General features: G+C 56.4%; 15 protein-coding genes. 4 read left to right on the top strand and 11 right to left on the bottom strand.

The window, feature by feature from the left end; translation table 11 throughout:
* Positions 1–5: 5 nt before the first annotated feature.
* Positions 6–1,361, top strand: a complete 1,356-nt coding sequence (locus MUN79_RS20180) for a T9SS type A sorting domain-containing protein (protein WP_244674386.1) — start codon at positions 6–8, stop codon at positions 1,359–1,361.
* 357 nt (positions 1,362–1,718) lie between these two features.
* Here MUN79_RS20180 and MUN79_RS20175 read toward each other — a convergent pair whose 3' ends face one another.
* The 9 genes from MUN79_RS20175 to MUN79_RS20140 all read right to left on the bottom strand — a co-directional run bounded on the left by MUN79_RS20175 (position 1,719) and on the right by MUN79_RS20140 (position 7,360).
* Complete coding sequence (locus MUN79_RS20175) at positions 1,719–2,645, bottom strand: hypothetical protein (RefSeq protein ID WP_244674385.1); 927 nt, start codon at positions 2,643–2,645, stop codon at positions 1,719–1,721.
* Positions 2,646–3,155 carry a hypothetical protein gene (locus tag MUN79_RS20170; RefSeq protein ID WP_244674384.1) on the bottom strand — a complete coding sequence of 170 codons (510 nt, stop codon included), beginning with the start codon at positions 3,153–3,155 and terminating at the stop codon, positions 2,646–2,648.
* Positions 3,101–3,679: an IPT/TIG domain-containing protein gene (locus tag MUN79_RS31925; protein WP_375378184.1), complete on the bottom strand. Its 579-nt coding sequence runs from the start codon at positions 3,677–3,679 to the stop codon at positions 3,101–3,103. The genes MUN79_RS20170 and MUN79_RS31925 overlap by 55 nt, the downstream gene beginning before the upstream one ends.
* Positions 3,636–4,217 carry an Ig-like domain-containing protein gene (locus MUN79_RS20165; protein ID WP_244674383.1) on the bottom strand — a complete coding sequence of 194 codons (582 nt, stop codon included), beginning with the start codon at positions 4,215–4,217 and terminating at the stop codon, positions 3,636–3,638. Before MUN79_RS20165 ends, MUN79_RS31925 begins: the two co-directional genes overlap by 44 nt.
* A gap of 239 nt (positions 4,218–4,456) precedes the next feature.
* Complete coding sequence (locus MUN79_RS20160) at positions 4,457–4,744, bottom strand: hypothetical protein (protein ID WP_244674382.1); 288 nt, start codon at positions 4,742–4,744, stop codon at positions 4,457–4,459.
* A gap of 310 nt (positions 4,745–5,054) precedes the next feature.
* Positions 5,055–5,615, bottom strand: coding sequence for a hypothetical protein (locus tag MUN79_RS20155; RefSeq protein WP_244674381.1), 561 nt, complete (start codon positions 5,613–5,615; stop codon positions 5,055–5,057).
* Positions 5,567–5,854, bottom strand: coding sequence for a hypothetical protein (locus MUN79_RS20150; protein WP_244674380.1), 288 nt, complete (start codon positions 5,852–5,854; stop codon positions 5,567–5,569). Before MUN79_RS20150 ends, MUN79_RS20155 begins: the two co-directional genes overlap by 49 nt.
* A gap of 4 nt (positions 5,855–5,858) precedes the next feature.
* Positions 5,859–7,067: a PBSX family phage terminase large subunit gene (locus tag MUN79_RS20145; protein WP_244674379.1), complete on the bottom strand. Its 1,209-nt coding sequence runs from the start codon at positions 7,065–7,067 to the stop codon at positions 5,859–5,861.
* On the bottom strand, positions 7,064–7,360 hold the full coding sequence (locus MUN79_RS20140) for a hypothetical protein (RefSeq protein ID WP_244674378.1): 297 nt from the start codon (positions 7,358–7,360) through the stop codon (positions 7,064–7,066). Before MUN79_RS20140 ends, MUN79_RS20145 begins: the two co-directional genes overlap by 4 nt.
* Positions 7,361–8,588: 1,228 nt before the next feature.
* Between MUN79_RS20140 and MUN79_RS20135 the strand changes: the two genes are divergently transcribed.
* Positions 8,589–9,620: a hypothetical protein gene (locus MUN79_RS20135; RefSeq protein ID WP_244674377.1), complete on the top strand. Its 1,032-nt coding sequence runs from the start codon at positions 8,589–8,591 to the stop codon at positions 9,618–9,620.
* Between the two features lie 407 nt (positions 9,621–10,027).
* Here MUN79_RS20135 and MUN79_RS20130 read toward each other — a convergent pair whose 3' ends face one another.
* Both MUN79_RS20130 and MUN79_RS20125 read right to left on the bottom strand, forming a co-directional pair.
* Positions 10,028–10,348 (bottom strand): hypothetical protein, encoded by a 321-nt coding sequence (locus MUN79_RS20130; protein ID WP_244674376.1) that lies wholly within the window; start codon positions 10,346–10,348, stop codon positions 10,028–10,030.
* 237 nt (positions 10,349–10,585) lie between these two features.
* Complete coding sequence (locus tag MUN79_RS20125; RefSeq protein ID WP_244674375.1) at positions 10,586–10,921, bottom strand: hypothetical protein; 336 nt, start codon at positions 10,919–10,921, stop codon at positions 10,586–10,588.
* Between the two features lie 49 nt (positions 10,922–10,970).
* On the opposite strand from MUN79_RS20125, the gene MUN79_RS20120 reads away from it, so the two are divergent.
* Positions 10,971–11,294, top strand: a complete 324-nt coding sequence (locus MUN79_RS20120; RefSeq protein ID WP_244674374.1) for a hypothetical protein — start codon at positions 10,971–10,973, stop codon at positions 11,292–11,294.
* A gap of 172 nt (positions 11,295–11,466) precedes the next feature.
* Complete coding sequence (locus MUN79_RS20115; protein WP_244674373.1) at positions 11,467–12,312, top strand: site-specific integrase; 846 nt, start codon at positions 11,467–11,469, stop codon at positions 12,310–12,312.
* The last annotated feature ends 57 nt before the right edge of the window (positions 12,313–12,369 follow it).

The raw sequence follows: 12,369 nt of genomic DNA, 5'->3' as shown, positions 1-12,369 counted from the left end.
CCCGCATGAGAAAGCTTCTTACTTCCTGTATAGCCGTGGCATCGGTCTGTATAGCTGTTTGCCATCCCGCACAAGCCCAGATTCAAAATGGAGATTTTGAAACTCGAAATCACGACCCTCGTGGAGCAGGTAATATAAAAGGGGCCCGGACTTCTGTCTATGATGACCTGCCTAGCTGGTCTGGAATATCTGAAAACTATCTGGGGCCAGACTATCTAGCTAGCCCGGCTATAGTATCTAGGATGGACCCTCGTCTAACTCCCCCTTATGGATGGTTTAATCCCCGAAACAACAGTAATGGTTGTGTCGGTATTACAAAAGAGCCCTACTCATCGGCAGGTTATCAGTTTATTACCCAGCAAGTGACACTTAAAAGCGGTTATACGTACCGCGCAAAGTTCTATGTTCTTCGGCGTCCTGGAGCTATTTATCAGGAAAAGCTGACGTTATATGTAACGGAGGGAGGAAAGCCGAACTATACATGGGTCCCCTCACTTCAGACCCATCGCCTTTCCCCAACGCCCTATGCAAAGGTGGTGTCGGATCCTATTGTTGATAATCAGAACTGGACAGAGGTGTCAGGGACATTCGTAGCCCATGGCAACACTCCTGGCGCTGCCGTTACCGCATCCATTACGATTGGATTTGATGAAACACAAGTTCCCCCACAGCCCGGTCTTTATTCAGAAGGCAATGGGACTTATTACATCATTGACGACGTAGAAGTTAGCGAGTGTCTTACTTGCTGCCCCTCGGCAAGCGGTAGCTATACGACCCTGGATGTCGAATCTGAATATGGTTCCCAGGTGCCCAGTCCAACGGGTGAGGACAATTACTGCTTTTCCCAGCGCCTGACCTTCTCAGCACCGTTGGGGCCACAGACAGCAACCTACCAATGGGTTGTAAATGGGTATAATGTCCAGAACGGAAACGAAGTCCAGGGCTACACGGTGAATGGCAATTCAATGTCCTTTATTCCCACGACTACTTCTCCAGGTATTTCCCGGTACGTAACCGTCACGTGCATCACCAACTACGGCCCTTCCTGTTCAGCGAGCCAAAGCTCTAAAAGCTTTTTTGTGTCTAGTCAGAATGAGGAAGGAACCCCTTGTACGCAGTACAGGGCAGAACCAGTCCAGTCGACGTTTGCCTATCCAAATCCTGCGGGAGACTACCTTACATTCCCAGAAAATACCACAGGTATTACCATAAAAGATCAGGAAGGGAAAACAGTAGGGATAAAAAAATCCCTGCTAGCTAACGGCAGACTTGATACACGACTATTGCCTGAAGGGCTCTATCAGTTGCGGATGGTTGTCAGTGGTAAAGTGGTTAGTCAGCGCATTCAGATTAAACATTGAAGAAGCTCACTAAGAATAGAAAAGCCCCGTGCTCATTTGGCCGGGGCTTTTTCCTTCTCTCCCCCTGGAACCTCTGCGCTGGTTTTGCTAGCTTGTTAGGATAAAAGTGCAAAAGGGGGAACGCGTCGCGCAGTTTGCACAACTCACCTAAGATCTGCCCGAAGCGAACCAGACTCATCGTCTAGTAGCTATATTGTGCAATATGTCAGTGTGTTTTTACGGAAGCAATCAAACAAGCAGGGCTGCTTTAGAAACAAATTCACCCAGTACCTATCACATAGCTGCCCGCTTTTGTCAATTGAATTCTCAGTTATTTACTCTACATACGCCCGGACTCACAATTGCAGGAGGGTCTTCTTAGTAGCCGTATTCTATATCCTGCGAGCAATGAAGAAGGATTTCGACAAGAATGAGCCGGGAGATTTCTATGGTTACACCCAGGATTAAATCGATGCGCTGCTTTCTGGCAAAAACAGAGAGCATGACGCCAATCGAGAAAAATTCCCGACTCACGTCGGGAATTTTTCCACTAGAGGTCAGGCTACAGGTAGTTCTAGGAGTAGAGCGTAATGGGTCCCACCACAACCGAATTGCCAGCGGCGGCCAGGGAGCAGTCAAAGAAGAGCATGTCGCCCATGTTCTGGCCGGTGTACGTGGCCCCGCCCTGGATTCCATTCTTATAGAAACGCACCGAATCGTTATTGGCCCCGGCCTCCCCAAGATTACTTCGACCTTGAGAATATCCCCCATCGCCGGGCTCAAGTACGCGCCGCCGTTGGGCTTAAAAATGCTGGCGTTTCCATCCGTCACGAACAGAGCCGCCCGTAGCTCACTATAGCCCGGACCCGTGCTGATATTGTTCACACCGGCTACGTAGGAGCCTTCCTCGTTCCCACCGTAGGGCCAGCTAACCGAGCAGACGCTGCCCACCAGGCGGCCCATTTTGCTGAGGCTGGTTGCGGAATCAATGTAGGCGTCGCCGCGTTGGCCATTGGCATAAATCCGGTTAGCCTGAATGGAGGCTTGCGGCGCGGTGATGTTTTCAAAGGTGGTTTCCATGTAGGGCTGCCCATTCACCGGCCCGGAACTACCAAATGCGGCATTGTAAGCCGGTGCGGAGGCTAAGTTCCAGCCCCGTTCACGACGACGGAAGCCAATCACCCCGGCCGCGTTGTTGCCGTTGGGCTGGTTCAATACGTTGGTCGTAGCGTTAACCCAACTGGTGCCACCGTCTACGGTTGCCTCAAAGTTTCCAATCGGTTCTCCTTGCTGGTTGAGCAGCAATTACCGGTCTGCGATTACCGTCGATACCAGTGGCGTAGCCAGCGGGCCTACAGGCTGATTGGATGCCAGGATAATGGCCTCGGAGAAGATAAAGGCTAACAGCGTCTGCTCGGCCGCGTTGCCGTGCAGGTCATCCGGATACAGGGCTTGGTTCTGTACCCCTTCATAGGTGCCGATCAGGCGGTTTTTAGACAGCGGAATAACATCAACAGCCCCAATGGCCGCTTTGCCTGCATCCGATAGGAGGAAGTTGTTCACCACCACGCGGTTTTGCTCATTGCTGAGTGACACTTGGTAGCTGGCGTCGGCAGGTGATGCATAGGCCGGGGCCACGGTAGCCACGATAAAGCGGCCGTTATCTCCATTCACCAACTGTCCGTAGCTGATGAAGTCGTTGATGATATCTTGGGAGTCTCGGGGCGTATTCGGATCGAAGCGAGCCCTGCTAATGTCGTTTACCCCGGCGTAGAGGAACAGCATCCAGTACTGCTCGGCAATGTTGTTGCGCACATTGGCGAGCAGTACTGAAATAGCATGGTTTGCCCAGCCCCCACGATTGGGTCGAGCATATCCTCCGATCCGGAAACGTTCGCCCAGGAGGCAGCTGGAATGCCGGGAACGAGCGCCTTGGCCTTTTCAACCCATCGGTCGGATACGTTCGACAGGTTAAAGCCTGCGGTCTTGCTGTCTCCTTCCGCAAACAACTGCACCGTGGAGCCGATGTAGGCCGGCAACGTGGTCGTAAATACCTGCCTGCTGGTCACGGCTCCGCTACTGGTTACATACTCAACCCCATAGCCAGGGAGCGAGGCTCGGGGCCAGGTGAAGGTTGCCTGTGTGCCTTGGACATTGACTGTGATAGCTGAACCAGGCACCTCCATGTGCCCAGACCACAAGCGCACGGCGTTGGCAAGATTGGTCCCTATGATTGTCACCGGTGTACCAGCTGGACATGTCGTAGGGCTAATACTGGTGATAGTAGGCGCAGTACTACCCACTACCTTCGCCGCAATAGCCGGGCTGTTGGCTGGCATTGCGGTTGCCCGCTACGTAAGCTTTCACCCGGGCCTTCCACTCGCCGGCCGCGTGGGCATTGTCGTCGATGGAGAGTCCGGCGGTATATTGCTGGTAGGCGCCCACACCTTGAGCGTATTCTAACTCCGACGCACCCAGCGCGTGGCTCCAGCTCAGCACCCGCGTATTCCCATCAAACGAAACCGTAGGCGCTGCTGGCGTGGTGCTGCCCACCGGGGCAGCCGTAACCGTCACGCTGGCCGTGGTGCTCAGGCCCGCGCCATCGGTTGCCTTGGCTGAGAGTGTCAGGCTGCCCGTGGTTGTGGGCGTATAGCTCAGCGAGTAGGTGGTGCCGTTTTTCACGCCCATACCCAGGCTCGTAGCCCCGTTGAGGAATTTCACTGACGTTACCGACACGTCATCGGCCGCCGTGGCTACCAGCTGCAGGGCCTGGTTGATGGTCACCGAGGCTCCAGCGGCAGGCGCGATAAAGCTCACCGTCGGGGCCTGGTTGGCTGGCGGCGTCACCACGGTACCGGTACCACCGCCGACGGGCACGCCTATGGCCCGCTACTTGCCCTTTACTTTCTTGAAATGGGTAACCGTCTTCTCAACGGGGCTGACATAAATCTACACGTCCTTGTCAATGCCCTCGGCATCATCGGGCGGATAGGTTTTTAGGAATACCTCATTGGATCCTTGCCATCTACGCCATCGGTGTAGTCGACGCCCTTGACCGGCGTTTTACCCTCGGCCCCGCGGAGGTTGCCGCGCAGGACCCAGACCCCGGCCACCTTCTAGTATTCGTCCCAGGTGACCGTATTGCGGTAGAGGTCGGTATCCTTGCCCAGCGTATTGGGTGGGGCCACGGCCCCGTAGTGCAGCTTCGAGGCCGAGGAGGCCTGCAGCCGGGTCAGGTCAAAGGTCAAATCCGACTGCCGTTGCAGCAGCGCAGCCAGGGTGGGACCCGACACGTTGACCCCGGGCTTGAGCGTGTTGCCGAGGTCCAGGCGGAGCAGGGTGAGTTCGGTCTGGATCTGGGCACTGGTTTTCACCAGCGTAGGGGATGGAGTGGAGGCAGCCATTTAGTTGAAGTCGTTATCGGAAACGTCAGGAGTTGTGCGCCGTGGGCGAAGTGGCAGCCGGGAATGGCTTGTTCAGCGCAGGCGTGGAGGGTGGGGATGAGATACCGCATCGGTTTGATATCTTGCGGCATGTCACTACTCATGCGCCTGGGTTTCGTACTGCTCGTTATTCTGCTGCTGCTGGCCGGTATCTCCTTTTGGTTGAAGGGGAGCGTTACTCTAGAGAGCATTTCAGCGGTGGGATTAGTCCTCTTATGGATCGGGTGGCCGTTGTTGGCGCTTCTTCTCCTAATTGGTACAGGGTGGCTGATCATGCGTGCCTTAAGCAGAAGAGCCCGAGAGCACTAGCCAAGCGCTGCTGTTGCCGCTCCTGCTGCAGGTGCACCTGGTGGCGGTAGTGGGCTTTGTGGTTTTCCAGCTCAATCATGGTCATGGCCTCGGCCCAGCTCAGACAGTAGAAGTAGTTCCAGCGCGTCTTGTCACCCCGGCCAGCGCATCCACGAAGGCCAGCGTATCCCACTCCAGCGAGAAGGCTCCGATGTTGGCAGCCCGCTCGGCGGGGCTGAGGGGAATGTGCTTGAGCCGGCCGGCGTGGGCGCGGCGGATGCGGTCGAACTCGGCAAAAAAAATCCGTAAGCGGCAAGGCCTCCCGCAGCGGCACACTCTGGCAGAGCAGTTCTACCTCGGCTACCTGGTCCGTGTCGTAGCCGGTACCGTGGTAGGTAGGCTGCAGGATGGTGGCCAGCACCCGCAGGCGCAGGGCAGGCACGTCAGCACCCAGCTCCTGGATGGCGGCCCCGATGTCGGAGGCTTGGCCAAAGCTCAAATCTTCCAGCGTGTCGAGTACCGGTACCTCCACTTCACCCAGCACCAGCTCGGTGGGCGGGCCCAGTTGTCGCGCTCGGGGATTAGCTCGGAAAGGAACAGTACCTGGTGCAAGGCAGCACCCAGTTCATTTGGGCTCATGGTGAGCAACTCGACGGGCGGGCAGCCCAGCAGCACGGCTAAGCAATTCTGGAGCTTGGCATCCGGACCCAGGGCAGCCAGGGCAGCGGCCTGGCTGAGGGTAACAGCGCCCCACTCGGTGGGTAAGGTGTGTCGTGCGAGCATAAGACTAGCGGCGGCGGGTGGTGCCGAAGGATTGATAGTGCGTGATGGGTGTGTTGACCTTGTGCTGTAGGCTGTAGGAGTAAGTGCCGTAGCGGCCCGCGTCGATGGCGTCGTCGTTGACCTTGACCGGCTCGTCAAGCACCTGGCCGTTGCGCAGGGTTTTCCATTTGTAGGCCCGCAGTTCTTTGATCAGATCCACGCTGTCGGCCGTGACTAGCAGCGGCTTGCTCTTCACGTCGTCGATGCCGGCCTTGACGGCTTTGTCGGCTTCGGTGATGGCAAAGCAGGCCCGGCCGATGTCCTCGATGATTTCGGGGCGGGCGTGGTCGGCGTAGATGACCTCGCGCTTGTTGGGAATAAGCTCCTTGAGCCGGTCGATCAGCTCGGGCGTAGTCAGGTGCGACTGGTAGAGGCGTTGCTGCCAGTAGCGGGCCGTGGGCGTCTCGCTGACCTCAACCAGGGAAGTGGGGTGGTTGTAGCCGAAGTCCAGCCCGTAGCGCCGGTGGGCCGCCGTGGTGGGCAACGAGGGACACTGCTGCCAGTGGGGGAAGATGGTCGTACCGGCCACGCCCCGTTCGCCCAGGCCGTAGATGCGCCAGTAGTTAGGGTCGGCGGCTTCCAGGAGCTTGATCTCCTGCAGGATACTATCGGGCAGGAACGGGTTGTCGAGGTAGGTGCTCTGGATGAAGACGCAGTCCGGGCGGGTGAGCACCTCGTCGTAGATCCAGTGAAACTCCTCGCTGGGGTTGAAGTCCAGGAACAGCACCCGCTCGGCACGGAAGATCAGCTGGCGCCAGTCCTCTAGGCGCAATTCGTTGGCTTTGTTGGCCAGCAGGTAGTGGCGCTTGCGGCCGCGCACCTTCTGGGCGTCGTCGATGCTAAAGTACTCGATCTGGCTGCCATTGGGGAAGGTGTAGAGGTGGTCGGTCTTGTTGTGGCTGTCCAGCACCGAGAGAAGCCCCAGCTTCGTGAGCTGCTCTTCCAGGTCGCGTAGCACCGTAGCTTTGAGCGAGGGCAGGGTTCCGCGCACGATGCTGAACATGATGCCCGTTTCGAGCAGGCACAGGTAGATGGCCAGCTGTACCAGGCTCACGGTTTTGCTGGAGCGAGTCCCGCCTTGGTTAACCACGATGCGCACGCCGGGCGTCTGGCAGGCGTCCAGGTTGCGGCTAAAGACGCTCGTGTGGCGGATGTCGAGGATGCCGTCGCTCATGGCTGGCCCTCCCGCTTTACTTCCGTCAGGCGGATGGTACGAATGTCAATGGGCCCGCCGCCCTCGCCCGTGTGCTCCTTGCGGCTGAGCTTGGGGCGCACGTACTCCTGTAACTGCAAAAAGGCCTCTACCCGCTTGGCTGGGGTCAGGCTGTCGATGTCGGCCAGCAGGGTCTCGTTGAGCTTGCAGAGCACGTCCTCGATCCGCGCGGTAATGGCGGTCGTGAATTTGTTTTTGGCGCCTTTCTTACGGCCGCCCTGTCCGGGTTTGAAGGAAGTGGGTGATTTCGGCATTGCCTTAGAAGGCCCTACTTTAGGGCACCCTGCAAGCTTCAACTACCTGGGTATACTACAAAGCACCCTTGCTCCGAAACGTCGCGGAGTAGGGGTAAAACGTCGCGCAGTTTGCGAACAAAGCAAAAAAGACGTCCTTGGTCACCTGTTAGCTAGTGCTGAATGGATATTTGCCTAATCCACCGTTATCTTCGCTTATGAGCGAACCGCTGCTTCTTTGGAGTGATGCCTACTTTTTCGGAGGACTTGCTCAGTTCTTTCTTATCGCTATGCTTGTTGTCGGGGGCTTGGCACTGCTCCACTTGATTACCAAGCCAAAACCGAAAGTAGAACCAGGTCAGCCACCGATAGCTGGTAAGCCAAGCGGTTGTACTGTAGTTATTCTAGTTGTAGTAGCACTATTATTCGTCCTATTTATGCTGGCTAAATGCGCTGCAACTCCCTATTATCTACGGTAATACTTTGATCTGTATAAGTAGCCTTGCGTTAAGTCGAGCCTCCGGAGAATAGTTGCTCAAACCACCGTTTTTGTGAACGCTGATTGTATTGAATATTGGGGCTTGAATGCACGAAGCTGGCTAATCCGAGTATTGAACCACTTATAAACGTCCATTGCGCAATGCCTTACCTTAGTGCCTCTGGGGCCGGCGCGTTTACTTTTACTTCATGCCTCGAAAAGTCATTACACGCCTGCTGCTTGTACTCGGTATCTCGTTGAGCCTTCTTGCGCCTGTTCAAGCCCAATACACCATTCACGATAGCCAACTCAGAGCAATAGGCTACTGGCTAGTCAAGGCCTTACTTTATGCCTTCGCAGCCCCCTTGTTTTTAAGTGCGCTGACGTACTGGTCCTTGCAGGCCATATACCCTTACCATACGGCCAAGGCAACCCTGGGTCTTTGGCTGTCTTGGGGATGTGGTGGGTGGTTTCGTGGTGGTGGGTTTCGGTCGTTGCGCATGACTTCACCACAAGCACAGTCTTCTGGTGCCTACTTGTTATTATGACCATCGGGGCTTCCGCAGCTGGATACTTCGCCCGTCGTAAGCCAACCCCTGATGAAGGTTAGCATGGGCCCCATCTTTGGGATAGGGAGCGATAAGTCAATCCCACTACCAAGCCCTATCCAGATGGTGTCTAGGTTAAATCACCGTTTTCCTGAACACTACCCACACCTTGCTACTTTGTAAGTTTAACGTGGGTAGCCTCCGCTGCTCTTTCCTCACGCGCATGTATCCTTTCCTTCCAGCCCTGTGCGGTTGCTGCATGGCCTTCGTCTGCGGGTCTTTGCCTGCCAGGTGCCAATCCGTTCGAAAACTGTCCGACCTGCAGAATGTGTCGTCGGCCATGGGCTTCGGTTACGAGCAGCGCCTAGAGGCCCAGCTGCCCTATCAACAAGCCCTGCTTCCACTGAAGCCCAGCTATCTTTCCAGCTACTGGATTGAGTGGAGCGAGTCCTACTCGTCGGTTACCGGAGATGCCCGGAAAGAGGGCGCTCGCCTTGGGTACGAGGGGTTGCTGAAAGAGTTTACCGTAATGCACTACCTGAACCACCTCCAGCGCTCCTGGTTTGACTGTCATGACCAGGTAGCCCCGACGACCCGTTTCGAAGGCAAAGGCTTGCCCATTGGGGCTACCCATTTGTATACTGGGAAATGTTTTACCACGCAGGGCCCCAGTCAACCGGATAGCGTAGTCCTCTACAAGAATTTCGACCCGTTGCGCGTAGTGGAAGGGTACCCCCCGCCCCAACCAGCGGCGGCCTGCTTCTTTTACGTGCTGGACATCCGGCCAGGATTTATCGGCGACACGTTGGCGAGCTACCGTCTGGAGCAAGCACAAGCGGGCGGCACTTATCACTTGGTGTTCCAGGTACGGGACGAGCAAAAGCACCATCGAACACAGGTCGCGCTAATCCCGCGCCGTTGGCGCGGTCAGGTTCGCACCGTCCAATGGTGGGACTACGACCCGACCGGTCGGCGGCTGACGTCGGCTCGCCAACCCGAGGGCTTTGGCAGCGGCTTCGGCAGCCGATGGACGCGCACGTACGGGGCCGGGCAGGACTACGTGGAAGTGCTGGAAGAAACGGAGTTACTCGACGAGCATGGAGGAGGAACAAAAACAGACACCTGGTATGAGCGACGCCATACGTGTTCCTACGGCCGCGTCCATGACCAGTACACCGTACACCTTCCCAATAGCTATAGCATGTTCGAGCCTGGGGAAACCGTCACTATGACCATAGTCACGGATTTTCGATAAAGCACTCGTTTAGATTTTGGACCGTTTGAGCGAACCATTAAAGTGTCGTGAAGCAGCTTCTTAGAAGTCGGTATTCAACATGACAATCACCCACCATAAGTCAATTGCCAGAAAGACCGCCCCTATGACTCGGGCTGGGGAGCGACCAAAGACCACTAGAAAGCCACCACTGAACAGCAACAAGACTGGACTCGCTAAAATCATGAAGATGGTCCAATCACCCTCCGCCCAGGGAAGAGTCCAATGGAAATACATACGGTTTGCTGCCAGTAGCAACGGGTATAGAGCCACCAAGCCAGTTGCCCCAGCCATCACCGCTAAAATATCTAGAACAGTGTCGTAACCTTCCATCCTGTGCCGCATAACCCTAATAACGCTCGTTTTTCTGAACCACCGTTTGGCTGAACCTAGGCTGGTGAGGTCCCACTTGTGTTGGCAAAGATGTCTCCGTCGTGATTGCAGCTTATTAGCCAACCCTGCTGTTCCGGCAAAATCCAGATGTCAAGGCCCACTTCGCCGTTCAGCTCTATCTGCTCATCCAACCAAGTTTTTAACGGCTGACCAAGGGTCTGGTAGGCCCGATTTAAGTATATATGGGCGGGGGGTTCATAAAGCAAAAAATACGTGGCGTCAAGCTGCAAAAGAGTGTCGAAAACTTCTGCTGTGACTGGCTGCCACGTTTGCGCCGTTTTGCTCTCTTTCCACCGAGCGTGCGCTTGTTCGAGCAAGTTTTCCGTGAAAGTTGTCGATAAGCGTGGTTCGGGAAAAATGTCTCGTCGCATAGCTTTACTAAAGGCTTTTGTAGGATTAGACGCACAAAATACCCTCCTTTTCCTGAACGGCTGCCTATGCACGTCTACAGGCATGGCAAAGTAGTCCTACGCTCCAGATTGAGTTCAAGAAACTGGTTCACCTTTCAAATTTCAGGAAACCCAAATGTGCGATGAGTTTCGTGAACTCCTCCCTTACTGCTCGACGTGGCGCAGCATCCGGCGCAGCTGCACGGGACTTACCCCCAGCTCCCGGGCGGTTTCCCGGCGGGCCTTGTCCTGGGTCCAGGTCGGATGCACCTGCAGCAGCTCACTGATGCGCCGGCTGGCCTTCATGCAGTCGCCAATGGGGTAGGCCTTGGGCTTGGGCGGTTCGGGCGGTAGGCTGATGTAGTCCAGGATGCGGCGCTCTTTGGGGTCGAGCTGGGCCAGCACTTGGCGTAGGAGTTCGGCGGGCTGCTGCCAGGGCTGGGCGGGAGCCTGCGCAGTGATGGGGAAGAAAATGGGCGTGGTGCGAACGGTGGTTGCCATGGGTTTCAGGGCGGGTTAGGATGCGAGAGGAAGCGCTATCTTAGGCGCTATGAAAAAGCTATTCTTCCTTCTGAGCTGCCTGCTGGTGCTGGGCAGCGCGCCAGCGTGGGCGCAGACGAGTGAGCCAGATATTGTGGTGGTGCGTACCTCTGAGCAGATGGGCTCGAGCCGAATTGTAGTAACCCGCGGAAAAGGCAAAAGCACGGCTGTGGAGTTACCGAATGGCTACAGTGAGAAGAGTATGATTGCTACCTCTGAGAAGTATTTTGAACTAGTCAGTGGTCTGTATCGCGAAGGGTATGTGCTTCAGAGTACCATGAGTAACCAAGAGCACTATACCACGCTGCTCTTCGTCAAGCCCACGAAGCCATAAGCCAATCAGTAGGGATGGAAACCGTGTTGCTGGAGCAGCAGCTCCAGGGCCCGCCACCGCTCGGGGCCCATGCTGTTGATTTTGCAGTTCATCAACCCGGGCTCTGTCTTGGATTCGGCCGCCGGCCCGGGCCGACGAGTTCCAGCCCGATGCCTCCGGCCGCTGTGCGCTTTTGGAAGAGTTCTGCACCTGGTGCGTGGAGCATGCCCGCCTGCTCCAATCCAAAGAAGCCCGGGGCATTTACAACAACTCCATTGGCACCTACCTCAAGCACTTGCGCAAGCTGCTCAAGTTCGCCGACCTTAAGTTCGACTGGGTCGAGGACGACTTTAGCCAGGACGTGGACCGCGAAGCCCTGACCTACGCCGAAGTAATGCAGATCTGCCGCCACGAGCCGTTGGAGCTTAAGGAGGGCAGCACCAATTACCTGTCCCGGCGGGTAGTTCGGGACTTGTTCGTCTTCAACTGCCTCATGGGCCCGCGCTACGGCAACCTGGCTACGCTCAAGCCCAGCGACGTAGTGCTGGAAACCATGACCAACCCCGACACGGGCGAAAGCTGGCAGCAGCCCATCATCGAGTACGTGCAGTGCAAGAACCGCCGGCAGCTGCGCAAGATCCGCGTGGCCTTGGATCCGGTAGCCTACGAAATCTGGCAGCGCTACGAGGGCAAACTTAGCATGCCGGCCAACGTGACGATGAATGCGCAGATCAAAACCCTGTGCCGGGCTGCGGGCCTGAAGCGCACCGTGACCCACGTGCGCGGCAGCGGGGCCGAGCGTATCGAGACGGCTATCCCACTCTGGCAGGCGGTGAGCTGCCACACGGCCCGCTACACCTTCGTCACGCTGCAGTATGAGGGCAGCACCGGCATCGTCTTTATCCAGGACAGCGTCGGCCACGCCAGTTTGACGACGACCCGCAAATACCTCAAAACCCGGTTGAAGGAACGGCTGGCCTCAACGCTCAACGCCTTCGATAAATTGCGCGAGTGGGATGCGCAAAAGGCACAGGAATAAGCACTGTGCCCCTCGACTGTGCCTCTTTGCCGGAACGTCGGTACCGGTACCTGCGCG

It is taken from the genome of Hymenobacter cellulosilyticus, from assembly GCF_022919215.1.
Taxonomy (GTDB): Bacteria; Bacteroidota; Bacteroidia; order Cytophagales; family Hymenobacteraceae; genus Hymenobacter; species Hymenobacter cellulosilyticus.
Note: the sequence above shows the minus strand (reverse complement) of the source record. Positions and strands in the feature narration are given on the sequence as shown.

Excerpts from the sequence above, each read along its gene's own strand:
- MUN79_RS20160 (WP_244674382.1), bottom strand. The coding sequence starts at position 4,744 with ATGGCTGCCTCCACTCCATCCCCTACGCTGGTGAAAACCAGTGCCCAG.
- MUN79_RS20120 (WP_244674374.1), top strand. The coding sequence starts at position 10,971 with ATGAAAAAGCTATTCTTCCTTCTGAGCTGCCTGCTGGTGCTGGGCAGC.
- MUN79_RS20125 (WP_244674375.1), bottom strand. The coding sequence starts at position 10,921 with ATGGCAACCACCGTTCGCACCACGCCCATTTTCTTCCCCATCACTGCG.
- MUN79_RS20140 (WP_244674378.1), bottom strand. The coding sequence starts at position 7,360 with ATGCCGAAATCACCCACTTCCTTCAAACCCGGACAGGGCGGCCGTAAG.
- MUN79_RS20145 (WP_244674379.1), bottom strand. The coding sequence starts at position 7,067 with ATGAGCGACGGCATCCTCGACATCCGCCACACGAGCGTCTTTAGCCGC.
- MUN79_RS20135 (WP_244674377.1), top strand. The coding sequence starts at position 8,589 with ATGTATCCTTTCCTTCCAGCCCTGTGCGGTTGCTGCATGGCCTTCGTC.
- MUN79_RS20150 (WP_244674380.1), bottom strand. The coding sequence starts at position 5,854 with ATGCTCGCACGACACACCTTACCCACCGAGTGGGGCGCTGTTACCCTC.
- MUN79_RS31925 (WP_375378184.1), bottom strand. The coding sequence starts at position 3,679 with ATGCCAGCCAACAGCCCGGCTATTGCGGCGAAGGTAGTGGGTAGTACT.
- MUN79_RS20180 (WP_244674386.1), top strand. The coding sequence starts at position 6 with ATGAGAAAGCTTCTTACTTCCTGTATAGCCGTGGCATCGGTCTGTATA.